22 protein-coding genes are annotated in these 22,759 nt (G+C 64.6%); 11 read left to right on the forward strand and 11 right to left on the reverse strand.

Annotation, left to right across the window (positions count from 1 at the left end):
• The 3 genes from ACN0TK_RS14305 to ACN0TK_RS14315 all read right to left on the reverse strand — a co-directional run.
• On the reverse strand, positions 1 to 725 hold a 725-nt coding region (locus ACN0TK_RS14305), incomplete at its 3' end, for an AAA family ATPase (RefSeq protein WP_417310198.1).
• A gap of 21 nt (positions 726 to 746) precedes the next feature.
• Complete coding sequence (locus ACN0TK_RS14310; RefSeq protein ID WP_417310199.1) at positions 747 to 1,439, reverse strand: thioredoxin domain-containing protein; 693 nt, start codon at positions 1,437 to 1,439, stop codon at positions 747 to 749.
• A gap of 106 nt (positions 1,440 to 1,545) precedes the next feature.
• A complete protein-coding gene (locus ACN0TK_RS14315; protein WP_417310200.1) occupies positions 1,546 to 2,052 on the reverse strand; it encodes a DUF721 domain-containing protein in 507 nt (168 codons plus the stop codon).
• 62 nt (positions 2,053 to 2,114) lie between these two features.
• Between ACN0TK_RS14315 and ACN0TK_RS14320 the strand changes: the two genes are divergently transcribed.
• On the forward strand, positions 2,115 to 3,179 hold the full coding sequence (locus ACN0TK_RS14320; protein ID WP_417310201.1) for an A/G-specific adenine glycosylase: 1,065 nt from the start codon (positions 2,115 to 2,117) through the stop codon (positions 3,177 to 3,179).
• A gap of 90 nt (positions 3,180 to 3,269) precedes the next feature.
• Here the strand turns inward: ACN0TK_RS14320 and ACN0TK_RS14325 are convergent, their stop codons facing one another.
• Entirely contained in the window at positions 3,270 to 4,400 is a 1,131-nt protein-coding gene (locus ACN0TK_RS14325) for a site-specific DNA-methyltransferase (RefSeq protein ID WP_417310202.1), read from the reverse strand.
• 117 nt (positions 4,401 to 4,517) lie between these two features.
• Positions 4,518 to 5,126, reverse strand: coding sequence for a ribonuclease HII (locus tag ACN0TK_RS14330; protein WP_417310203.1), 609 nt, complete (start codon positions 5,124 to 5,126; stop codon positions 4,518 to 4,520).
• A 236-nt stretch (positions 5,127 to 5,362) separates the two neighbouring features.
• Here ACN0TK_RS14330 and ACN0TK_RS14335 point away from each other — a divergent pair, with 236 nt between their 5' ends.
• The 4 genes from ACN0TK_RS14335 (at position 5,363) to ACN0TK_RS14350 (ending at position 11,341) form a co-directional block, all read left to right on the forward strand.
• Positions 5,363 to 5,920 carry a LemA family protein gene (locus tag ACN0TK_RS14335; RefSeq protein WP_417310204.1) on the forward strand — a complete coding sequence of 186 codons (558 nt, stop codon included), beginning with the start codon at positions 5,363 to 5,365 and terminating at the stop codon, positions 5,918 to 5,920.
• Positions 5,921 to 5,951: 31 nt separating this feature from the next.
• Entirely contained in the window at positions 5,952 to 7,841 is a 1,890-nt protein-coding gene (locus tag ACN0TK_RS14340; protein ID WP_417310205.1) for a DUF2207 domain-containing protein, read from the forward strand.
• Between the two features lie 79 nt (positions 7,842 to 7,920).
• A complete protein-coding gene (gene glyS, locus ACN0TK_RS14345) occupies positions 7,921 to 10,032 on the forward strand; it encodes a glycine--tRNA ligase subunit beta (protein WP_417310206.1) in 2,112 nt (703 codons plus the stop codon).
• A 160-nt stretch (positions 10,033 to 10,192) separates the two neighbouring features.
• Positions 10,193 to 11,341, forward strand: a complete 1,149-nt coding sequence (locus ACN0TK_RS14350) for a PA0069 family radical SAM protein (protein ID WP_417310207.1) — start codon at positions 10,193 to 10,195, stop codon at positions 11,339 to 11,341.
• A 12-nt stretch (positions 11,342 to 11,353) separates the two neighbouring features.
• On the opposite strand, the gene ACN0TK_RS14355 is transcribed toward ACN0TK_RS14350, so the two are convergent.
• The 4 genes from ACN0TK_RS14355 to ACN0TK_RS14370 form a co-directional block, all read right to left on the reverse strand.
• Complete coding sequence (locus tag ACN0TK_RS14355; RefSeq protein ID WP_417310208.1) at positions 11,354 to 11,527, reverse strand: hypothetical protein; 174 nt, start codon at positions 11,525 to 11,527, stop codon at positions 11,354 to 11,356.
• A gap of 69 nt (positions 11,528 to 11,596) precedes the next feature.
• Positions 11,597 to 12,133, reverse strand: coding sequence for a molybdenum cofactor biosynthesis protein B (moaB, locus tag ACN0TK_RS14360; RefSeq protein ID WP_417310209.1), 537 nt, complete (start codon positions 12,131 to 12,133; stop codon positions 11,597 to 11,599).
• On the reverse strand, positions 12,134 to 13,516 hold the full coding sequence (locus ACN0TK_RS14365; RefSeq protein ID WP_417310210.1) for an MFS transporter: 1,383 nt from the start codon (positions 13,514 to 13,516) through the stop codon (positions 12,134 to 12,136). It abuts the gene before it with no gap.
• A gap of 124 nt (positions 13,517 to 13,640) precedes the next feature.
• Complete coding sequence (locus ACN0TK_RS14370; protein ID WP_417310211.1) at positions 13,641 to 14,501, reverse strand: uracil-DNA glycosylase; 861 nt, start codon at positions 14,499 to 14,501, stop codon at positions 13,641 to 13,643.
• 53 nt (positions 14,502 to 14,554) lie between these two features.
• On the opposite strand from ACN0TK_RS14370, the gene ACN0TK_RS14375 reads away from it, so the two are divergent.
• The 3 genes from ACN0TK_RS14375 to ACN0TK_RS14385 all read left to right on the forward strand — a co-directional run bounded on the left by ACN0TK_RS14375 (position 14,555) and on the right by ACN0TK_RS14385 (position 18,928).
• Positions 14,555 to 16,207, forward strand: a complete 1,653-nt coding sequence (locus ACN0TK_RS14375) for an FAD-dependent oxidoreductase (RefSeq protein WP_417310212.1) — start codon at positions 14,555 to 14,557, stop codon at positions 16,205 to 16,207.
• A gap of 108 nt (positions 16,208 to 16,315) precedes the next feature.
• Positions 16,316 to 18,055 (forward strand): tetratricopeptide repeat protein, encoded by a 1,740-nt coding sequence (locus ACN0TK_RS14380; protein WP_417310213.1) that lies wholly within the window; start codon positions 16,316 to 16,318, stop codon positions 18,053 to 18,055.
• Positions 18,056 to 18,928, forward strand: a complete 873-nt coding sequence (locus ACN0TK_RS14385; RefSeq protein WP_417310214.1) for a 4-(cytidine 5'-diphospho)-2-C-methyl-D-erythritol kinase — start codon at positions 18,056 to 18,058, stop codon at positions 18,926 to 18,928. It abuts the gene before it with no gap.
• A gap of 149 nt (positions 18,929 to 19,077) precedes the next feature.
• On the opposite strand, the gene ACN0TK_RS14390 is transcribed toward ACN0TK_RS14385, so the two are convergent.
• Together ACN0TK_RS14390 and ACN0TK_RS14395 are read right to left on the reverse strand one after the other, a co-directional pair.
• On the reverse strand, positions 19,078 to 19,704 hold the full coding sequence (locus ACN0TK_RS14390; RefSeq protein WP_417310215.1) for an outer membrane beta-barrel protein: 627 nt from the start codon (positions 19,702 to 19,704) through the stop codon (positions 19,078 to 19,080).
• Positions 19,705 to 19,807: 103 nt separating this feature from the next.
• Positions 19,808 to 20,824 (reverse strand): polyprenyl synthetase family protein, encoded by a 1,017-nt coding sequence (locus ACN0TK_RS14395; RefSeq protein ID WP_417310216.1) that lies wholly within the window; start codon positions 20,822 to 20,824, stop codon positions 19,808 to 19,810.
• Positions 20,825 to 20,972: 148 nt separating this feature from the next.
• Between ACN0TK_RS14395 and ACN0TK_RS14400 the strand changes: the two genes are divergently transcribed.
• From ACN0TK_RS14400 to ACN0TK_RS14410, 3 genes are read left to right on the forward strand one after another with little or no spacing between them, the layout of a single operon-like run.
• Positions 20,973 to 21,677, forward strand: a complete 705-nt coding sequence (locus ACN0TK_RS14400; RefSeq protein WP_417310217.1) for a tRNA1(Val) (adenine(37)-N6)-methyltransferase — start codon at positions 20,973 to 20,975, stop codon at positions 21,675 to 21,677.
• 47 nt (positions 21,678 to 21,724) lie between these two features.
• Positions 21,725 to 22,540 (forward strand): S49 family peptidase, encoded by an 816-nt coding sequence (locus tag ACN0TK_RS14405; RefSeq protein WP_417310218.1) that lies wholly within the window; start codon positions 21,725 to 21,727, stop codon positions 22,538 to 22,540.
• Positions 22,537 to 22,755 carry a hypothetical protein gene (locus ACN0TK_RS14410; protein ID WP_417310219.1) on the forward strand — a complete coding sequence of 73 codons (219 nt, stop codon included), beginning with the start codon at positions 22,537 to 22,539 and terminating at the stop codon, positions 22,753 to 22,755. The genes ACN0TK_RS14405 and ACN0TK_RS14410 overlap by 4 nt, the downstream gene beginning before the upstream one ends.
• The last annotated feature ends 4 nt before the right edge of the window (positions 22,756 to 22,759 follow it).

A 22,759-nucleotide genomic window follows, 5' to 3' on the forward strand; every position in this document is an offset into this window, starting at 1 on the left:
ACGCGCGCGGCGACCCAGCGAATATGGAACAGCGTCGCCTCGGCGCGCCGGATATCGCCGGACAGCGCGCGGTAGCGGGTTGCGAGGCGGGCCTGGCGCTTCAGCGTTTCGAGCTGCTGCTCGACTTGGGCCACGATGTCGTCGACACGCTCCAGATTGGCTTCGGCCGCGCGTAACCGCAGCTCAGCTTCATGCCGGCGCGAATGCAGCCCGGAAATGCCCGCCGCCTCTTCGAGCAGGGCGCGGCGCTGCACCGGCTTGGCGGCGATCAGCTCTCCGATCTGCCCCTGCCGCACCAGTGCCGGCGAGTGCGCCCCGGTGGAGGCATCGGCAAACAGCAGCTGCACGTCTCGGGCGCGCACTTCGCGGCCATTGACGCGATAGACCGAGCCGGATTCGCGCTCGATGCGGCGCGTGACTTCCAGAATGTCGGCTGTGTTGAGCGGGGCAGGGGCGGTGCGGTCCGAATTATCAAGGACCAGCGTGACTTCGGCGCTGTTGCGGCCCGGACGATTGCCCGAGCCCGAAAAGATCACGTCGTCCATGCCTGAGGCGCGCATGGCCTTGTAAGAGCTTTCGCCCATCACCCAGCGTAGCGCTTCGACCAGATTGGACTTGCCGCAGCCGTTCGGGCCAACGACGCCGCTGAGCCCCGGCTCGAGCAGCAGTTCGGTGGCGTCGCAGAAGGATTTGAAGCCGGTGAGCTTGAGGCGCGTGAATTTCATCGCGCGCCTCGTGTGAGGGCGTTAGCCGAGTAGCGGATCGATCTCGGCCTTGAGGGACTCAAAAGAACTCTCACCCCGAAGCATTTTGCCGTTGATGTAGAACGTCGGCGTACCGGTCAGCTGAAACTCGTCCAAAGCCTGCTGTTTCAGCTCTTCCATACCTTTGAACAGGGTCTGATTCGTCAAGGCGGCGTCGTAGCTTTCCCTCGTGAAACCCAGCTGCTGCGCGATGGCAAACAGCGCATCATTCGGCTTGTCGGAGGTAATCCAGGCCGCCTGCGAATCGAAATAGGTGTCGATGACTTCGTGATACTTGTCAGGACCGGCGGCCTCGGCGAGCAGGAAGATTGCCGAATCCAGCACATTGCGCACAAACGGGCGCGGAATGAACAGCACCTTGTCGGTGTCGATATATTCGGTCTTGATCTGCGGATAGACGTCGGTGTGGAAGGCCGCGCAGTGCGGGCACGACGGCGACAGATATTCGATGACCACAACCTTGGCATCGGCATTGCCGACCGGATGGTCGGGCACATCGCCGGCCGGGTCCATGAGCTTGGCCATGTCGATTTCGGCGCCCGGGGCGGTCATGGCGACGCCGGCAACGGCGGTGAAACTCTCGTCCTGACGGCCAAACATGTACCAGGCGCCACCGGCGGCGGCCACGACGACGGCGGCTGCACCACCAATGAGCATATTGCGACGGTCGACCATTTTCGCTCCGTAATATCTTGTGACGCTGAATTCCCTGACCCTATATCGGGGCGGTTTCGGGCCGACAAGTTCAACTGGCGCTCACCGTTGCGCGATCACGTCGGTTTCAGCGGGTTTTTCGGCGGGCAATGGCCGCTCCGAGGTCGCGCAGCGCCGCGCGCATCGCCGGGTCTTCGACCTGCTCGACCACCGAATTTATCTCCGCCTGCCGATCGGCGCTGAGCGGCGCGTCCGGCGCCTCGGCGGCTTTCACCTCCACGTCGAAGGGCGTGGCGCTCATGCGCACCTGGTGCACCAGCAGATAGCCGAAATAGCGATTAATGGCCGCGGCCACCCGCTCGCCCTCATGCGACAGCGCCAGCGCGTGGCCGGGATGGCAGCTGAGAAACAGCACTGCACCTTCGGCGCCCTTTTCACCGCGCGGCCAGACCAGCTTGTCCGGCCGGGCCACCTTGTCATAGGGCGTCGGCGCCATCGACGCCCAGTGCATGAGCAGGTCGCGCGTCGCGAAACCGCGCCGCTTCAGCGCCGGGTCGAGCGCCTTGCCCAGCGCTTCATTCAGCGGCACGGCGCGGTTCAGCCGCTTGGGCACAGATGGAGTTTTGGGGGCCACTGGGGACAATCCGATCCAATCAGCTTGCGCCTTTCGCCGGCGCGCGTCATGTGATCCCTAGCATGCCAAATTTCACGCCGCCGCAAAACCCCGCCACCATCGATGCCGACGCGGCGCTCGCCTGGTACGATCGCCATGCCCGCAGCCTGCCCTGGCGCGTACCGCCGGCCGAGCGGGCCCGCGGCGTTGCGGCCGATCCCTATCGGATCTGGCTCAGCGAGGTCATGCTGCAGCAAACGACGATCGCCGCGGTCGGCCGCTACTACGCAAGGTTTCTGGCGCTCTGGCCCGACGTGGCCGCGCTCGCCGCGGCGCCGATCGAGGCCGTGCTGGTCGAATGGGCCGGGCTTGGCTACTACGCCCGGGCCCGCAATCTGCATGCCTGCGCCGTGGCCGTGGTGGAACGGTTTGGCGGGCAGTTCCCCACAGCATCGGCCGAACTGCTGACGCTACCGGGCATCGGCCCCTATACCGCTGCCGCGATCGCTGCGATCACCGCCGACGAGCGCGTCGCGGTGGTCGATGGCAACGTCGATCGCGTCGTGGCGCGCTATCTAGCGCTGCCGGTGCCGGTGCGGGACGCCAAGGACGTGGTTCGCGAAACGGTGCAGGCGGCGGTGCCCGCGCGGGCCGGAGATTTTGCGCAGGCGCTGATGGACCTCGGCGCCACGATCTGTGCGCCGCGTAACGCCAGCTGCATGCTGTGCCCGCTACGTCCCGGCTGCGCCGGCACCCGTGTCGATCCGCTGCAGTTCCCGGTGAAACCAGTGAAGGCAGAACGTCCGACGCGCTACGGCCATGCCTTCGTCATCCGCGACGCCGATGGAGACATCTACCTGCGGACCCGACCCGGCAAGGGTCTCTTGGCGCAGATGACCGAAACGCCGACATCGCAGTGGGTGTCCGACAAGCAGGCCCCGAACTATCCGGTCAATGCCGAGTGGCGGCATCACGGCCAGATCGTCCACGTCTTCACCCACTTCCGGCTTGAACTAGAGGTCTGGTCGGCTACGGCGACGGATCCCGAGGCGCTGGAGGATGGCTGGTGGGCTGACCCGGCTGAACTGGGCGCAGAAGCCCTGCCGAGCGTCTTTCGCAAGGTGCTGGCGGCAGCGGGTCTGGAATAGACGCGGTTCAGACAATCAGTCGACAAAGAAAAGCCGCCGGCGCGAGGTGCGCCGACGGCTGAGGCAGCCTGAGATGGTTGGAGGTCAGTTTCAGGCCGAAAGGCGTTCCATGTCTGCACGCACCTGCGCGCGGAAACTGTCGATGGGCTCGAGCCCGCGTTCGGTCGGCGTGTGCCAGAAGGTCCAGCCGTTGCAGGCCTCCGCGCCCTGGACCAGCGCGCCCACCCGGTGGATCGAGCCGGCGTGACCATCGGAAACCAGCGAACCATCGGACCGCACCAGGGCGGAAAACCGTTTGCGCGTGTCGTAGAGCTCGGTGCCGGGGGCGATCAGGCCCATCTCGACCAGCGAACCGAAGGCGACGCGCGGGGCCTGGCGTTTGGCGACCGTGGTTTCGATCGCCTCCTGCTGCAGCGGCTTGACCGCGGCGATGCGCTTCAGCGCACCGGCAATATAGGTGTCTTCGCGCTCGATGCCGATGAAGTGGCGGCCCAGCTTGCGCGCCACGGCGCCAGTCGTGCCCGTGCCGAAGAACGGGTCGAGCACCACATCGCCGGGCTTGGTGGTGGCCGTCAGCACCCGATAGAGCAGGGCTTCCGGCTTCTGGGTCGGATGCAGCTTCTGGTCATCCGCGCCTTTCAGCCGCTCGCTGCCCGTGCAGATCGGGAACAGCCAGTCGGACCGCATCTGCACGTCATCATTGCCGAGCTTGAGCTGCTCGTAATTGAAGGTGACGCGGCTGTCCTTGCTCTTTGCTGCCCAGATCAGCGTTTCATGCGCATTGGTGAAGCGCGTGCCGCGAAAATTGGGCATCGGGTTGGACTTGCGCCAAACGATGTCGTTCAGCATCCAGAAATCCAGATCCTGAAGCGCCGTGCCGACGCGGAAGATGTTGTGGTACGAGCCGATCACCCAGATCGCCCCGTCCGGTTTCAGAACTCGGCGCGCGGCTTTCAGCCAGGCGCGGGTGAACTTGTCGTAATGGGCGAAGCTGTCGAACTTGTCCCATTCATCGTCCACCGCATCCACCCGGCTCTGGTCGGGGCGGGTGAGCCCCTGATCCAGTTGCAGGTTATACGGCGGATCCGCAAACACGAGGTCTACCGAGCCGGCCGGCAAGGCATTCATGTGGTCGATGCTATCGCCCACAAGGATGGTATCGATGGGGAGTGTCTTCCCCTCCGCAGCGGCGGAAGCCGCCGTACGCGCGGTACGCAACATGACATGAACCCTGACGCAGTACTAACGCATCTGGTTCTAAGCCGTTAGGGTTAAAGGGGATTTAATCGATTGGGTTAAGCTTGGGTTAACCCTGTTGGCCGGATCGGTCCCAGCCGGCTACGCAGCGTTGGAGCGGGCCTTCAGGGCTTGCGCGCAGGGCGCGAAATCCATGCGGTGGTGCCGGCCCGGGCCCTGGTCCGTCAGCGCTTTCAGATGCGCCGGAGCGGCATAGCCCTTGTGGCTGTCGAAGCCGAAATGCGGCTCTTCGCAATGCATGATCTGGCACATGCGGTCGCGGGTAACCTTGGCGACGATCGAGGCGGCGGCGATCGACATCGAGCGGCTGTCGCCCTTGATTACCGTTTCGGACGGGCAGGGCATGTCCTTGGGCGCGCGATTGCCGTCGATCAGCGCGAAATCCGGTTTGACGGCCAGCGTCAGCACGGCTTGCCGCATCGCCCACATCGTCGCCCACAAAATGTTCAGCCGTGCAATGACCGATGGCGGGGCTACGGCGACGGAGACCGTGGCAACTCCCATGATCTGCGCATAAAGCGCCTCGCGCTGTTCGGCGCCAAGCAGCTTGGAATCGTTGAGCCCGGCGATCCTGCGCGGCAGGATGACGGCAGCCACGACCACTGGCCCCGCCAGCGGGCCGCGCCCGACTTCATCGACGCCGCAGACGGTCGTCGCGCCACGGCGCTGGGCCGCGCGTTCGAATCTCATATCAGGAACTGGAACAGGTTTGGGCGAATCGGTCCGCATGCGTTGCAGAATCGGCCAGTAATCCGGGCTGCGGCAAGCCTCATGTTCAGCCTGTCCAAGCCATAGCGTCCATAGGCGGAAGCGGAGGCATCAAACTCCCGTTCATATCCCATTCAGCGCTCGGAATGCAGTTGAAGGGGTAGGGCGTGTCTGACAGTGTTCGCGCGGGCGGGCCAGCAAACTCATGGATGGGGCGAATGGAATCCTTGATCATTCTTGCGATCGTCGTGGCCGCAATCGGCTACGCGATCTTTATCTACAACGACCTTGTGGCCAAACGGCAGCTCAAGGAAGAGGGCTGGTCCGGTATCGATGTGCAGCTCAAGCGCCGCACCGACCTGATCCCCAACCTGCTGGAGACCGTGAAGGGCTATATGGGCCACGAGCGCGAGACGCTCGAAGCGGTCACCCAGGCCCGAGCCAACGCCACGGCTGCCACCAACGCCTCGCCCGCCGAACGCGCCTCGCTTGAAGGGGCATTGTCCGGCGCGCTGGGCCGGTTGCTGGCGATTGCCGAGGCCTATCCCGACCTCAAGGCCAATACGACCTTCCTCGAGTTCCAGGCGGCACTGCAGACCGTCGAGGACGAAATCCAGATGGCGCGCCGCTACTACAATGGCGCCGTGCGCAACCTCAACACCGCCGTCGAGAGCTTTCCCTCCAACGTCGTCGCCAACATGTTCCGCTTTGAAAAGGCCGAGTATTTCGAGCTCGAGAATGCGGCCGATCGCGCCGTGCCGAACGTGAAGTTCTGATCCTTACGCCGCAACGACGTCCGATATGCCCATGCTTAAGTCCTTTCTTGTTGCCCTCGTCACCCTCGTCGCGCTCGCCCTCCCGGCCAGTGCGGCGGAGGTGATCCGCTCTTTCGCGTCCGCCGTGACGGTGAATGTCGACGGGTCGGTCGACGTCACCGAGACCATCACGGTCATGGCCGAGGGCAATGAGATCCGCCGCGGCATCTATCGCGACATTCCAACCGAACTCGTCGCTGAGGATGGCACGCGACTGCGCTCGAACCTCAAGGTGCGCGAGGTCTTGCGCGCGGGCCGGGCAGAACCCTACTCGGTCGAGAGCATCGGCAGCGGTTTCAGGCGCATCCGCATCGGCGACGCCGACGTGTTTCTGCCGCGCGGCGAGCATACCTATACCATCAGCTACTCCATGGACCGGATGGCGCGGCGCTTTGCCGACCACGACGAAATCTACTGGAACGCCACCGGCAACTACTGGAACTTTCCCATCGAGCGCGCCGTGGCTTCGGTGACCCTGCCCGATGGCGCGGTGATCAGCGATCTGTCCGGCTATACGGGGGCAACGGGGTCGGACGAGCAGGCCGTCACCATCACCCGCGAAGCCGACAACCGGGCGCTGTTTCGCGCGACGCGGGTGCTAGCTCCTGGCGAAGGCATGACCGTCGCCGCCAGCTTCCAAAAGGGTGTGCTGACGACGCCGAACCAGACGGACCGGGCCCTTTACTGGCTGAGCGACAACCGCGACGCACTGATGCCGGGTGTCGCAGCCCTGCTGGTGCTGCTCTATTATCTGTTTGCCTGGAACGCCGTCGGCCGCGACCCGAAAAAGGGCACCATCGTGCCACTGTTCCATGCGCCAAAAGGCTATTCGCCGGCGCTCGTGCACTACATTCACAACATGGGCTGGAAGAAGTCCGGCTGGACCGCCTTCACCGCGGCCATCTTCAACCTCGGCGCCAAGGGGCTGATCCGCGTTGCCAATCGCAGCAAGGTTCTGACCGTCAGCTATGAGGGCGACCCCGAGGACACCCTGCCGCCTGGAGAACAGGTGCTGTTCAACTACTTCAAGGGCCAGCGCCAGGTGACCGTCAACACCAAGAACGGCCCGACGCTGCACAAGAAACGCAGCGAGTTCACCAATGTGCTGGAGTCGGAAAACCGGCAGGCCTATTTCAAGAATAACACCGGCTATGTGGTCATGGGCTTTGTGCTCTCCGCCGCGGCGCTGATTTCCCTCGTTGTCGCTGATGTGCTCGACCCGGTGTTTCTGGTGCTCTCGCTGGTCGGCGGTGTCGCCATTGGCCTGTTCAGCTCACTGCTGGGGCGCTTCTGGACCACCTCGATCTTTGGCAAGGTGATCCTCTTGATCTGGATTGCGCTGGCCGGCGGCAACCTGTTTGCCGGTGCCTCGGGCTTTCTCGACGGGCTCGACATCAATGCGGCGCTGATCGGCGCGCTGACGATCGTGGTGATCAATGTCGTCTTCGCCATCCTGATGCGCGCGCCGACGGTGCAGGGCCGCCAGCTGATGGACCAGATCGAGGGCTTCCGGATGTATCTCGAGACAGCCGAAAAGAACCGGCTCAACATGACCAATGAGCCGCCGATGACGGTGGAGCGCTTCGAGCGGATCCTGCCCTATGCGATCGCTTTGGGGGTCGAAAAGCCGTGGTCAGAGCATTTTGAGGGCGAGTTGAGCCGCAATGCCGTCGAGGGCGTCAGCGCCGGCAGCTATCATCCGGCCTTTTACACCGGCCAGAACTGGTCGAACGGCGGCTTCTCCAACTCGGTGGCTGCAGTGGCGACCGGCATGAGCGCCGCGATGATCGCTTCCCAGCCGGCCAGTTCGTCCAGCTCGGGCTCGTCCGGCGGCGGTTTTTCCGGCGGTGGCGGTGGTGGTGGTGGCGGCGGCGGCTGGTAACCTGTCGGCACGCCGCCGGTAGACTTTCCACCCCCCGCTTGCTAGGCAACTGGCCGCTTTCAAGACCTGCGGTAGCCCTATGCCCGAACTCCTGCTCGAACTGTTTTCGGAAGAAATCCCTGCGCGCATGCAGCGCAAGGCAGCCGATCTTCTGCGCAAGAAAGTCACCGACGCCCTGGTCGATGCCGGCCTCGTCTACGAGGGTGCCAAGGCCTTCGTCACGCCGCGCCGCCTGGCGCTGACCGTCACCGGCCTGCCGGCCCGCTCGCCCGACACCCGCGAAGAGCGCAAGGGCCCGCGCGTCGGTGCGCCGCAGCAGGCACTCGATGGCTTTCTGAAGGCCGCGGGGCTGAGCTCGATCGACGAGGCGAGCATCGAAACCGACCCGAAAAAGGGCGATTTCTATGTGGCGCGGATCGACAAGCAGGGCGCCGACGCCCAGAGCATCATCGCCGGCATCCTGCCCAAGGTGATCTCGGGCTTTGATTGGCCGAAATCCATGCAATGGGGCCATGGCGGGCTGACCTGGGTGCGCCCGCTGCGCGCCATTACGGCGACCTTTGGCACAGACAATGACGAGCCTGAAGTGATCAACTTCGAGGCGAACACCATCGCCTCGGGCCAGACCACCTTTGGTCACCGCTTTCTGGCGCCCGATGCCATCCGCGTGCGCCGCTTCGACGACTATGTGCAGGCACTGGAAAAGGCCAAGGTCGTGCTCGATATCGACCGGCGCAAGGACATCATCCGCGCCGATGCCGACCAGCTGGCCTTTGCCCAGGGCCTGAGCGTCATCCACGACGATGGCTTGCTGGAAGAGGTGGCCGGGCTCGTCGAATGGCCGGTGGTGATGCTGGGCAGCTTCGATCCGGCCTTCCTCGAAGTGCCGGAGGAGGCGATCATCGCCACTATCCGGGCCAACCAGAAGTGCTTCTGCCTGCGCGACGCCGAAGGCAAGCTGGCGCCCTATTTCATCATCACGGCCAACCAGATCGCCGAAGACGGTGGCAAGCAGATCGTCGCCGGCAACGAGCGGGTGATCCGTGCGCGGCTGTCCGATGCACAGTTCTTCTATCGCAACGATCTGTCGACGCCGCTGGAGCATGGCCTGCCCAAGCTCGAGGACAGCGTGTTCCACGCCAAGCTGGGCACCCAGTTCCAGCGCGTCGAGCGCCTGGTGAAGCTCGCCGCGGAAATCGCGCCGCAGGTCGGTGCCGATGTTGAACTGACCAAGCGCGCCGCCATGCTCTCCAAGGCCGACCTGACGACCGGCATGGTGGGCGAGTTTCCTGAACTGCAGGGGCTGATGGGGCGCTATTATGCGCTCGCGCAGGGCGAAACCGGCGCCGTCGCCAATGCCATCGCCGATCATTACAAGCCGCTTGGACCGACCGATGAGGTGCCAGCCGAGCCGGTCGCGATCGCCATGGCGCTGGCCGACAAGATCGAACTGCTCACCGGTTTCTGGGCCATGGGCGAAAAGCCCACCGGCTCGCGCGACCCCTATGCGCTGCGCCGCGCCGCGCTCGGCGTCATCCGCATCGTCAGCGACAACAATCTTTCGCTGCCGCTCACCCCGCTGTTCGAGGCGGCCTATATGATCCGCCGCGAGCAGGGCGCGAAGAGCGAAGTCGAGACCGCTGACGAGACGGCGCATGACGTGGCACTGCCCGATCTGCTGGGTTTCTTCCACGACCGGTTGAAGGTGACGCTGCGCGATGCCGGCGCCCGCCACGATCTGGTCGACGCGGTGATCTCGCCGGAAAGCGACGACATTCTGGAAATCACCCGCCGGGTCGAGGCGCTGTCGGCGCTGCTGGGATCCGAGGATGGCCAGAACCTGCTCGCCGGTTACCGCCGCGCGGCCAACATTCTGGCGGCCGAGGAGAAAAAGGACGGCCGCACCTATGATGCGCCCGTCGATTCCACATTGGTTTCTGGCGCCGAAGAGACTGCGCTGGCCGAGGCGGTGCAGACCGTCGGCGATGAGGTGCGCAGCCGGATCGCGGCCAACGACTATCGCGGTGCCATCGCGGCACTGGCCTCGCTGCGGGCCCCGGTGGATGCCTTTTTCGAAAAGGTGCTGGTCAATGATCCGGATGCCGCAGTGCGCGCCAACCGGCTGAACCTGCTCGCCAGCCTGCGCGACACCATGCGCCAGGTCGCTGATTTCTCGAAGATTTCCGGCTAACAGCCAGCAAGTTTCGTCTCCACAACAGCCCGCGCCCGGCAGCAACCGGGCGCGGGCTTTATTCTCATTTCAATGTTCTTGTTTTGTTCTTTAGGAACTGCTACCTATGGTTTCGCGTTAACGGGGTGACGATCCTCGCCCCCGGCTCTGGAGACCGAAGATGGCGCTGCACGTTGCTCCCTCGTTTGAACAGCTGGAAAAGCTGAGCCACACCCGTGATGCCGATCTGGTCGGGCGGCGGCTGATCGACCCGCGGTCCAATCGCGGCCGTGGCGCGCAATCCAATCGTGCCAGCCGGTTCGATACGCAAAGTCGCGAGCCCGTGGATGACGGCTGGGGACAGGTCGAAGACCTGAAGCCCTTCGAAACGATCGAACATATCGAGCGGGCCCGCTCGATCATCACCCGCAACGACAGCCCCGATATCGGTTTCGATCGCTCGATCAACGCCTATCGCGGCTGTGAGCACGGCTGTCCCTACTGCTTCGCCCGGCCCAGCCACAACTATCTCGGACTGTCGGCGGGGATCGATTTCGAGCGCGATATCTATGTGAAGGTCAATGCGGCCGAGCTGCTGCGCCGCGAACTCTCCGACAAGCGCTATCGGCCCAAGCCGATCGCCATGGGCACCAATACCGACCCGTACCAACCGGCCGAGCGCAAGCACAAGCTGACCCGCAGCATTCTCGAAGTGATGCTGGAAACCCGGCATCCGGTGACCATCACCACCAAGAACGCGCTGGTCGTCCGCGACCTCGATCTGTTGCAGGAACTCGCTTCACACAATCTGGTGCGGGTGGCGCTGTCGATCACCTCGATGGATCACCGCCTGTCGCGCACGCTGGAGCCGCGCGCCTCGACACCGGAAAAGCGGCTGGAGGCGCTGCGCCTGATGTCGGAAGCGGGCGTGCCGACCACGGTGATGGCGGCCCCGATGATCCCGGCGATCAACGACATGGAACTCGAGCGCATTCTCGATGCAGCGGCGGCCCAGGGTGCGCTGGACGCGAGCGTTGTCTTGCTGCGCTTGCCAGGCGAAGTGCGGGAGATCTTTCGCGAATGGCTGCTGCGTCACTTCCCGGACCGGGTGAGCCACGTGATGAATCTCGTGCGCGATACCCGCGGCGGCAAGGACTACAACGCCAAGTTCGGCGAACGCATGGTGGGCGAGGGCGCCTACGCTCAATTGCTGCGCCAACGGCTTGAGCGGGCTCGGACGCGCTATGGGCTCGACAAGCAGGTGCCGGCGCTGCGCACAGATCTGTTCACGCCGCCGCAGCGCGAAGACAGGCAGCTGCAACTGTTCTAGTGGCGCTCGGGCTCAGGCTTCGTCCTGGGCCCGTTCCGCATTCATCACCGGGTCGACCCGGTGTTTCTGCCGCCGGCGATAGGCTTTTGGATCGGGCTCTGCCTTGGGCTTGAACTTGCCCTCACGCAGCGCCTTGGCCGCGAGATTTTTGGGGGCAGTCTGCTTGCGGTCGAGTGGCACTTTCATCGCCAGTCCTCCTGCGGTCCGTGCTGTGTAAGCCACTGCCGCCAAACGCGTGGTCCGCACGACTGTTCCCTAGCGCTCGGCGAGCCGCGGCATCAGTTCGACGAAATTGCAGGGCTTGTGCCGGTTGTCGAGCTGGGCGCGGAGGATCCCTTCCCATGCATCTCGGCAGGCGCCACGGGAGCCGGGCAGAGCGAAGACGAAGGTGGTGTCGATCAGCCCGGCGGTCGCGCGCGACTGCAGGGAAGACGTGCCGATCGTCGTTGCCGAATATTGGTGAAACAGCACCGAGAACCCGTCCATGCGCTTGTCGAACAGCGGTTCGAGCGCCTCGGGCGTCACGTCGCGGCCCGAAAAACCGGTGCCGCCGGTGGTGAGGATCACATCGATCTGAGGGTCGGTGACCCATTGCATCACCTGCGCCCGGATCGCCTGACGGTCGTCCGGCACCACGGCGCGCGCCGCGCAGCGATGACCGTCGTCTTCCATCATCGTTTTGAGCAGTGCGCCGGACGTGTCTGTTTCGAGATCGCGTGTGTCGCTGACCGCTAGAACGGCAATCGACAGCGGGGTGAAGCTGCGGCTCATGTCGAGTTCGGAAGTGAACATTCAGATGCCCTGCGGCTTGGGGGTGTCGGCCGACGCGTCGGCATCGGTATCAGGATCAGCTTCGGGCTCTGCGCTGGCGGGCCCGGGCGATGCGTCCGGAGGCGGTGCTTCTGCCGGTGGCTGTGGCGTGATCGGCGCCACGAAATCGGGCGCGTCCTCGCTGCGCGGATCGAGGGTGACCGTGCCGGGCGAGATCGGATTTTCCGCATCGAGCGAGCGGAACCGCACCTTGCCGCGCGCGTCGCGCACCGGCCGGATGCGCATGCGCAAAAAGGCGGTGACCGCCAGCGCGCCGTGGAAACTGGCGGTGACGATGAACAGGCCGACCGGCGAGATGACGCCCATCACCCAGCTCGCCAGCAGCGGGCCGACGGCGAGACCCGTGCCCAGGATCAGCAGCATGCCGCCCGCAACGCGGCCGAATTCGCCCTCCTTGGCGAAGTCGTTCGCATGGGCGACCGCGATGGCATAGAGCGGGTTGGCGGCGAAGCCGTAGAGCCCGAACAGCACGTAAAGCAGCAGGCCTTCGGTCGGGTTGGAGAGCACCATCACGAGGCCGACGACGGCGGCGATGGAACTGAGCGCGATGATGATGATGCGCCGGTCCATGCGATCGCTGAGTCGGCCAAAGGGGATCTGCGCGATCGCGCCGAGCACCGAGGTCGTGACGAACATATAAACGATGTGCGAGGGCTCGAGCCCGCGCGCATAGCCGAAGACCGGCGCCAGCGTGCCGAAGGTGCCATTTGCCATGCCGCAGGCAAAGGCGGCGATCACCGCCAGCGGCGAGGTCTTGTAGAGCAGCCACACGTCGAGCTTGGCCGAGGCGATGGGGCGGGGCTGCGGCGTCGAGGTCAGGGCGCTCGGCAATACCGCGCAGATGAAGCTGATGGCCCCGATGACGAAGGGGATGTACCCCGCGGTACCGCTGACCGATATGGCCAGCTGGCCAAGGGTCGAGGCCGTCATGTTGATGGTCACATAGATCGAAAAGATCGTGCCGCGACTGCGGTTGTCGGCCACTTCATTGAGCCAGCTCTCGACGATCATTGCGGCGCCGGCAAAGCAGAAGCCCGAGAAGGCGCGCAGCACGATCCAGCCGATGGCGTCGATCCATAAAAGGTTCAGCAGGATGGTGATCGTGCCGATGGCGGCCATGATCGAAAAGGCGCGGATGTGCCCGACGCGTTTGACCAGCATGGGCACGGTGATCGAACCGGTGACGAAACCGACGGACCAGCCTGTGCCGATCAGGCCGAGAGCGAAAAGCGGAAAATTCTCCTCGGCGCCGCGCACGGAGAGCAGCAGGCCCTGAAGTCCGCCACCGAACATGAGCAGAGCGGACCCGATGAACAAGGCATAGATCTTGAGGGCAGAAGACATGAAGACGGCAGTTCTCGATTTGACGCTGGGCGCAGAAGCGCGATCTGCCCGTCAACTCAGACCAAATTCCGGCAGCCGGTTCAAGTCGCTATAGGCCGCGCAGAGCCATTGCGCGGAACTATGCTCAGTCTTCGACAGTCGCTGATGGCGCGATGGCGGCCTTGAGCGCCAGCATGTCCTGCCACGCGAGGGCCTTGTTGGCTGGGGTGCGCAACAGATAGGCCGGGTGCAGCGTCGCCAGCCCCTTGAGGCTGTAACTGCCGACCGTGAGGTCGCGCAACTGGCCGCGCACCCGGGTGATGCCCTGACTGGTTTCGAACAGCGCCTTGGTCGGCACATTGCCGAGCGTCACCAAGATTTTGGGCTGCACCAGCTCGACCTGGCGGATCAGGAACGGCGCGCATTGCGCCATCTCCTCTGGCGAAGGCGCGCGATTGCCCGGGGGACGCCATGGGACCATGTTGGCGATATAGACCTTGGTGCGGTCGAGCCCGATGGCCCCCAGCATGCGGTCGAGCAGTTGGCCGGCGCGACCAACGAAGGGTTTGCCGATCAGGTCTTCCTGCTCGCCTGGGCCTTCACCGACCAGCATGATCTCGGCCTCGGGATTGCCATCGGCGAAGACCAGCTGCGTCGCCCGGCGCTTCAGCGCACAGCCTTCGAACTGCTCCATCGCCGCCTTGAGTGCATCAAGCGTCTCGGCGGCTGCAGCGATGGCCTTCGATTCGGCCGGGTCGGCATTGGGCGCGGTCCCCGGGAATGCGCCCGGCGATGGCGGCGGGGAATGCTGGGGTGCAGCAGAGATCGGCGCGGGCGGTGGCACCGTGGGGCGGCGCGGCGGCGCAGAAGCGGCGAAGCGGTCGACGGGCGCCTCGCTGATCGCCATGTCGACGCCCGCGGCGCGATACCATTCGAGCGCCGCCAACGCCTCCGAAGGCGTCAGCTGCGCCGTCTCGGCGTCACTTTGCGGTCGATCTGCGGCCATGGCCCTGTTATGTCACAGCCACTTCCCGCCTGCCACCAGTCAATGGATTGTCCGTGACCGACGCTGGAAACCGCGACCTGATCGAAACCGATGTGGTGATTGTCGGCGCTGGCCCTGCCGGACTTTCGGCGGCCATCCGTCTGAAACAGCGCCATTCTGAGCTGTCGGTGACCGTGGTGGAAAAATCCGCCGAGCTGGGCGGACATATCCTGTCGGGCGCGGTGATGGATCCGGCCGGGCTGGACATGCTGCTGCCCGATTGGCGCGACCGGGCGCCGCTGGGGCCGAAGGTGACGCGCGACCGCTTCCATCTGCTCGGACCGGCCGGCGCCGTGACGCTGCCCAACCTGCTGATCCCGCCGCAGATGCGCAGCCACGACGCGCACATTATCAGCCTCGGTGCGCTGGTGCGCTGGCTGGGCGAGGAAGCCCAGGCGCTGGGCGTCGACATCTTCCCGATGACCGCCGCGGTCGATGTGCTGACCGGTGCCGAGGGCCAGGTCGAAGGCATTATCACCGGTGATCTGGGGCTTGATGCCGAGGGGGAACCGAAGCCCGGCGTTCACGCGGCGGGCATTGCGCTCAAGGCCAAGTATACGCTGATCGGCGAGGGCGCCCGCGGGTCGCTGGCGAAACAGCTGGTGGCCGGCTTCGGGCTCGACGCCGGGCGCGACCCGCAGCTTTATGGGCTTGGGATCAAGGAAATCTGGGAGATCGATCCCGCGCGGCACCACCCGGGACAGGTCGACCACTATCTCGGCTACCCGCTCGACAATGCCACCTCGGGTGGCGGCTTCGTCTATCACGCGGCGGACAACCGGGTGTATGTCGGCTTCGTCACGCATCTGAGCTACGAGAACCCGACGCTGTCGCCTTTTGGTGAATTCCAGCGTTTCAAACAGCACCCGGCCATAGCCGATCTGCTCGCCGGTGGGCGTCGCATCAGCTATGGCGCCCGGGCGCTGACCTCGGGCGGATTGCAGTCCGTGCCGGCGCTGGCCTTCCCGGGCGGCGCGTTGATCGGCTGCGCCGCCGGTTTCATGAACGTGCCGGGCCTCAAGGCCATCCACAATGCCATGCGCTCGGCCATCGCCGCGGCCGACGAGATCGGCGCGGCCATCGCCGACGGACGGGCCCACGACACGCTGGCGCAGCTGGAAGCGGCGGTCCTGGCGACGGGCATCGGCGCCGAGCTGAAGGCGGTGCGCAACGTCAAGCCGCTCTGGGCCCGCTTCGGCACGGCGCTGGGCGTGGTCCTCGCGGGCATCGATATGTGGAGCCTCGCGATCCTCCGCCTCTCGCCCTTCGGCACGCTGCATCACAAGGCGGCCGATTTCGCCAGGCTCAAGCCGATCGATCAGGTGCGGGCCAAGACCTATCCGCGCCCCGATGGCGAACTGACTTATGATCGCGCCGCCTCGGTGTTTCTGGCCAACCTCAGCCATGACGAGGATCAGCCGGTGCACCTGAAGCTGGGGGACCCGGATCTGCCGATCCGCGAGAACCTGCCGCGCTATGGCGAGCCGGCGCCTCTCTACTGCCCGGCCGGGGTCTATGAGGTTGCCGAGGCGGGTGGGGCACCGGTTTTCCGCATTCACGCCGCCAACTGCGTGCACTGCAAGACCTGTGACATCAAGGACCCGGCCCAGAACATCACCTGGGTGCCGCCTGAGGGTGGCTCGGGGCCCAACTACTCTGGCATGTGATGACGCGACTGTGACATCTGTTGCCTTTCGTCACTTGCGGCGCAGTCGCAATATCGCCCATCTTCGGTGGCTAGTCGCCACCTTTTACGAACAGGAGTTTTTGCGCTCGTGACCTTTACCGCACGCCTGCTTTCGGGTGCCTCGCTGGTACTCCTGCTCGCCACTGGCCCGGCCACTGCGTTCGACGCGCAATCGCTGTTCTCGATGCGTGCGCCAAGCCCCACCGGCGCCTATCTGGCCGGCCGTCAGGCGATGAAAGACCTGCGCATGGACGATGCGGCGGCCTATTTTCGCGAAGCGGCGACCAGCGATTGGGAAAACCCGCTGGTCGTAGAACGCGCCTTCATTGCCTACGCTGCCAACGGACAGGCCGCCGACGCCTCCACCATGGCCAAGCACCTGATCGAGCTGAACGGGGCCAATGATCTTGCCTCGCTGGTAATCGGCACCGAGTCCCTGAAGCAGCGCCGCTACGGCGCCGCAGAGCGCGAGCTGGCCGAGGTCGGCGCGGACACCTTTGCCGGCATTACCGGCGGCATGCTGCGCGCCTGGGCGCTGACCGGTGATGGCCGCTTCGACGAGGCCGATGCCATCGTCGAGGAACTGGGGCAGGGCGGCCTCGAGGGCTTTCTGGTGTTCCATCGCGCCTTGATGGCCGACGTGGCTGGCCGCTCCAGCGAAGCGATCAAGCTGATCCGCGTCGCCTATGAAGCGGACCCATTCGTCACCCGAATCGTCGAAGCCTATACCCGCATGCTGGGCAATGCCGGCCGCTTCAACGAGGCCGAAGAGGTGATCGCCAAATACGAGGCGCAGGGCCTGACCCATCCGCTGATCGATGCGGTCAAGGAAGCGGTCGATGCCAAGCGCCGACCTGGCGCCTTTGCCGTCAACGTGCAGTCCGGGGCGGCCGAAATGTTCCACTCGGTCGGCGTCGCCCTGGCCCGCGAAGGCAGCCGCGATATCGCGGCGCTGTTCCTGCGCCTGGGCATGTATCTCGACCCCAAGGCGGACGTGATCGATCTGGTCTACGCCCAGCTGCTCGATGCCGTCGATCAGCATGAGCTGGCCAATGAAGTCTATGAGGGGATCCCTTCGACCTCGCCCCTGAAACCGACGGCCGTGGTGCAGTTTGCCGAAAACCTCAATGCCATGGGCGATCGCGATGAAGCGCTGCGGCGGCTGAGCAATATCGTCGTGACCAATCCCGACGATGTCGACGCGCTGTCGGTGCTCGGCGATCTGCAGCGCAGCGACGAGCAATACGCCGCGGCGGCCGATACATATACCAAGGCCATCGATGCGGTTGGCGGCGATGCCCCGGGCCACTGGCGCTTCTACTATGTGCGCGGCATTGCCTATGAGCGCGCCAAGCAGTGGGAGAAGGCCGAGACCGACTTCCAGAAGGCTCTGGAGCTCAATCCCGATCAGCCGCAGGTGCTGAACTATCTGGGATACAGCTGGGTCGACCAGGGTGTGAACCTGATCCCTGCCCTCGACATGATCGAAAAGGCCGTCGCCGCCTCTCCAAACGATGGCTACATCATCGACAGCCTGGGCTGGGCCTACTACCGGCTGGGTCGCTTTGAGGAGGCCGTTGCAACGCTGGAAGCAGCGGTGCAGATGCAATCGACCGACCCTGAGATCAACGACCATCTGGGCGACGCCTACTGGCGGGTCGGCCGCAAGCTGGAAGCGCGCTTTCAGTGGAACATCGCCGCCTCGGTGGACGAGGACGGCAAGGTCAAAAAGCGCGTGGCAGACAAGCTGATTAACGGGCTTGAGCCGTTGCCGGACGCCGAACCCGGCCCGATTGCCGAAGCGGAAGCGCTGACGAAGACCAAATAGATGGCCGAACGGCTCATTGAGGCGGCGCCCGCCAAGGTCAACCTTGCCCTGCACGTCACGGGCCGGCGCGCCGACGGCTATCACGAACTGGAAAGCCTGATCGTTTTCGCCGATGTGGCCGACGAGGTGGCGGTCGCGCCGGCACGGGCGGACAGCTTTCATGTCGGCGGTCCATTTGCGGAAGCCGCCGGCTCGGGCAGTTCGAACCTCGTGCTGAAGGCCGTCGCGGCCTTTCGTGAGCGCTGGCCGGGCCATGTGCCGGACGGACTGGCCTTTGAACTGGTGAAGAACCTGCCCGTCGCAGCGGGGCTCGGCGGTGGTTCCGCGGACGCGGCCGCGGCGCTGCGCCTCTTGGCGCGGCTCGGCGCCGGTCACATCGACGCCGCAGAATTGGCCGATCTGGCTTTGCGCCTTGGCGCCGACGTCCCGGTCTGCCTGTTTTCCCGCCCCTGCGAGGCGCGCGGCATCGGCGAGATCATTCATCGCCTGCCGATGTTCCCGGCGACCCATCTGGTGCTGGTCAATCCGTTGGTGCCGGTGGTGACCGCGGATGTGTTCCGGCGGCTCGAGAGCCGGCAGAACCCGCCGCTGCCACCGGTCCCCAGCCTGCTGGATCGTCCGGCCGAACTGGGCCTGTGGCTCAGCGAGACCCGCAATGATCTCGAACCGGCAGCCTTCGCGCTGGTGCCGGCGATCGCCGAACTGGTCGAGCAACTGGGCAAGCAGGAAGGCGTTATCCTGTCGCGCATGTCTGGGTCTGGCGCCACGGTGTTCGGGCTGTTCGGATCGGAAGCCCAGGCCCATCAGGCCGCCCATGACCTGCGCGAGCGCTGGCCGAGCTACTGGGTGGCGGCAGCACCGGTGATCGTCTGACCGGGGCAGGGGCTTTGGCGCTGGATCACTTCACCGTCTAGTTGAAACGGTGAAGTGACCATAAGTCTTTGTTTGTTTGCGTTTCCTGACCGCAAACCGTCCCCGTTTTTCCTGGAAACGCTCTATGGGGTCGTTATCGACGGTCCATATCAGAAGCCGAACTTTACGCCGACCAAGCCGGTCGTCGTCTGGCCCTCAACCATATTCTCCTCATAGTCGACGCTGGGCAGATGTCCGAAACTGCCCTGATAGCGGCCTTCGGCCAACAGTTCGACTCCCTCAGCGATCTCGAAGCTGACCCCACCAATCAGCTGATAGCCGAAGCTGGCATAGTCAAAAGAATAGCCGCCGACCTGGTTGTTCGTGCTCAAGATATATCCAGCGCCGACGGCACCATATACGCCGACAGAGTCACCGAGTTCGATGTGACCCTTCAGATTGGCCATGAGGCTCGAATTGGTCTGATCGTCGTCGGGAAAATTCACGTATACCCGCTTCGAAAGCAGAACATCTGCTTCCACCGCGATCCCGTCTGTGAGTTCATAACCTAGCGCGACTGCAAGAGCGGGACCGGTCTGCATGTCGTAAGATCTCTCGGCGGGTTCGTAGAAAGACATATCGCCGCCAGCGACCACTCCACCCAAAATCTGGACATATATCGCGCCACCTGCATTGGCAGCCGGCAATGGGGCCGCCTCGACAGGCAAATCGCCCGCATAGGCGCTGAATACGTTCAGCGCAAGAACGAATGGCAAAGCAAATAAATAGCGTTTCATCATGACCCCCATTAACAAAAGGCCTTGATGCAGGTGTTCGTGAAAAGACTCAAGTGACTGACGAACCTGCAGGATTAGGTTCGGATTTCGGAGTATTGCCGGGCTAGTAGGCGCGCGACACGGTGAACTGGGCAACATCGCCCAGTAGCGTCCGCATCTCGCTGGCCGGCAGCCCACGCAGCGCCTCGCGGGCCCGACGGCCATGCTCCTCGGCCCGTGCGATAGTCTGGCCCAGCGTGTCGTGACGATCGAAGATGGCACGCACCTGCAGCAGCTTGTCCGGACCGGCATCTTCATGGCCCAGGGCGTCGACGATCAGCTGGCGTTCGGCATCCGAGGCGGCCTTGAGCGCCAGGATGACCGGCAACGTCATCTTGCCTTCGCGCAGGTCGTCGCCGGTATTCTTGCCCAGCCGTCCCGCTTCGCCGCGATAGTCGAGCACGTCATCGACGAGCTGAAAGGCGAAGCCGAGCTCGCGGCCATATTCGCGCAGCGCCCGCCGACCCGCGGCATCCGCCCCGCCAGCCATGGCGCCGACTTCCGTGGCGGCCTCGAACAGCGTCGCCGTCTTTGCGCCGATCACTTCGTCATAGTCGGCGGCGGTGGCCGTCAGGTCGCGGGACTTGGCGAGCTGGAACACTTCGCCTTCGGCGATGATCGTCGCAGCCTTGGAGATGACCTGCAGCGCATCGATGTGGCTGGTCTCGACCATCATCATGAAGGCCTGACCGAGCAGGAAATCGCCGACGAGCACGCTGGCCTGATTGCCCCACTTCATCCGGGCCGCAGCCCGACCGCGCCGCATGTTGCTCTCGTCCACCACATCGTCATGCAGCAGCGTGGCATTGTGCAGAAATTCGACCGCGGCCGCGAAATTGACTTCGCTGCCCTTGGCCGAGCCGAACAGCATCGACGCCGCGATGGTCAACATCGGGCGCAGGCGCTTGCCGCCGGCATCGATAAGGTAGCGCGCGATCTCCGGGACGAGCTCGACATGCGACCGTGCCCGGTCCAGGATCATCGCGTTGACGCGTGTCATTCCCGGACGGGTGGCTTCGAGCAGGCGTTCGAGTGCGTCGGCGCTGGCTGCTTCGTCCGCAATTGCCGCCGATAGGGTCATAGAATCCTCGATTTGTAGCGGCTGTCGCCGACCCCTATAATAGAGTGACGGCTGGTGCCACGACAGTGCGATGTCCCTAGACCACACAAGCGAAGTTGTAAAACAACAAACGGTAACGTGCGACGCCTTTTTGGGTGGTCGCCTTAGTGTGTCGCAGCCACGACACGGCTTTCGGGCTGGGCTCGACTCGGTGCTGCTCGGCGCGGCCGTGTCGTCGGACTCAGGGCAACTGCTCGACCTCGGGGCAGGGGTGGGCACGGCAACGCTGGTGGCCCTCGCAGATCGCGCCGGGTTGGCAGCGACACTGGTCGAAAGCAATCCCGAAGCGCTTGATCTTGCAACGCAAAATCTTGCGGAAAATGGCTTCGGCGACCGCGCCGGCGTGCTGGCGCTCGATCTCACCGCGCCAGGAAGCGCCCGCGTCGCCGCGGGGCTGCCAACCGATCATTTTTCGACGGTGATCGCCAACCCGCCATTTTTCGAACCGGCCCGCGGCACAGCCCCGCGAGCCGATCGGCAGGCGGCGCGGCACATGGACGCGGTGGCGCTGGAGCGCTGGGTCCGCAGTGCGGCGAGCCATGCTGCGCCCGGAGGCGAAGTGATCTTCATCCACACCGCCAGCGCCCTGCCGCAGCTGCTCGCTGGCTTCACGAACCGTTTCGGCGCGATTTGCGTGCTGCCGCTGGTGCCGCATGCGGGCGCGGACGCCACGCGGGTGTTGGTCCGCGGCATCAAGGGCTCGCGCGCGCCCTTCAGGCTGCTCGATGCGCGCACTTTGCATCGGGACGAAGGGCGCGATTTTGTGCCCGAATTCGATGCGATCTTCCGCGGAACAGGCCGGCTGGTCTGGTAAATCCAGGGAGGGGGGCCTACATCAGGCCACGTCAACACGGGGCCGACATGGGCATACTGACCTCCATCAGCAGAGTTTTCGGCCGCGGTGCACCGGTTGTGCCGGTCGTGCGGCTGTCCGGCATTATCGCGTCGGACACGCGCGCCGGCCGTTTGAACATCGAAACTGTCGGGCCGCTGCTGGACCGCGCCTTTGCGATCAGCGCGGCACCGGCCGTTGCGATCATCGTGAATTCGCCGGGCGGCTCACCGGTCCAGTCCCGGCTGATCGCCAAACGCATCCGCGATCTGGCGGCGGAAAAGCAGAAGCCAGTGCTGGTGTTTGTCGAGGATGCCGCGGCGTCCGGCGGCTATTTCATCGCCACAGCCGGCGACGAGATTATTGTCGATCCCTCATCCATCGTCGGCTCGATCGGCGTCATTCATGCCAGCTTCGGCTTTGTGGAAGCCATCGCCAAGCTCGGCGTCGAGCGGCGGGTGCATACATCGGGTCGCAGCAAGTCGACCCTCGATGCCTTTCTCCCCGAAAAGCCGGAGGATGTCGCCCGGCTCAAGGGTTTGGAGGAGGACATCCACAAGGTGTTCATCGATTGGGTGAAAGCTTGCCGTGGCGACAAGCTGAAGGCCGCTGACGACGAGTTGTTCACCGGCGAGTTCTGGAGCGGCGTGCGCGGCGTCGAACTGGGGCTGGTCGACAAGCTCGGCGACTTGCACACCGAATTGCGAGGCCGCTTTGGCGACAAGGTAGAACTGCGCATGATCAAGCCCAAAAAGGGTCTCTTCAGCCTGCCAAGGCTCGGCCTCTCGCTGGTTGGAGACATCGACGATCGCACCGCCTGGGCCCGTCTGGGGGTGCAGCGATGACCGGCTATGTTCTCCGCATTATCCTGTTCGCGATCATCGGGGCGATGATCTATTTCGGCGTGCGTCGAATCTACCGCGACTGGAAGGGCCAGTTCAAGGAAGTCGACAAGCAGCGCCACAAGCGTGATCTTCAGGAGCGCCAACGCCCGGATGTCGTGACGCTGAAGCGGGACAAGGACGGCAAGTTCCGCCCGCCCGAGGATGTTGACGACTAGCGCC

The sequence above is a fragment of the Devosia sp. genome, from assembly GCF_048261455.1.
Classification (GTDB): Bacteria; Pseudomonadota; Alphaproteobacteria; order Rhizobiales; family Devosiaceae; genus Devosia_A.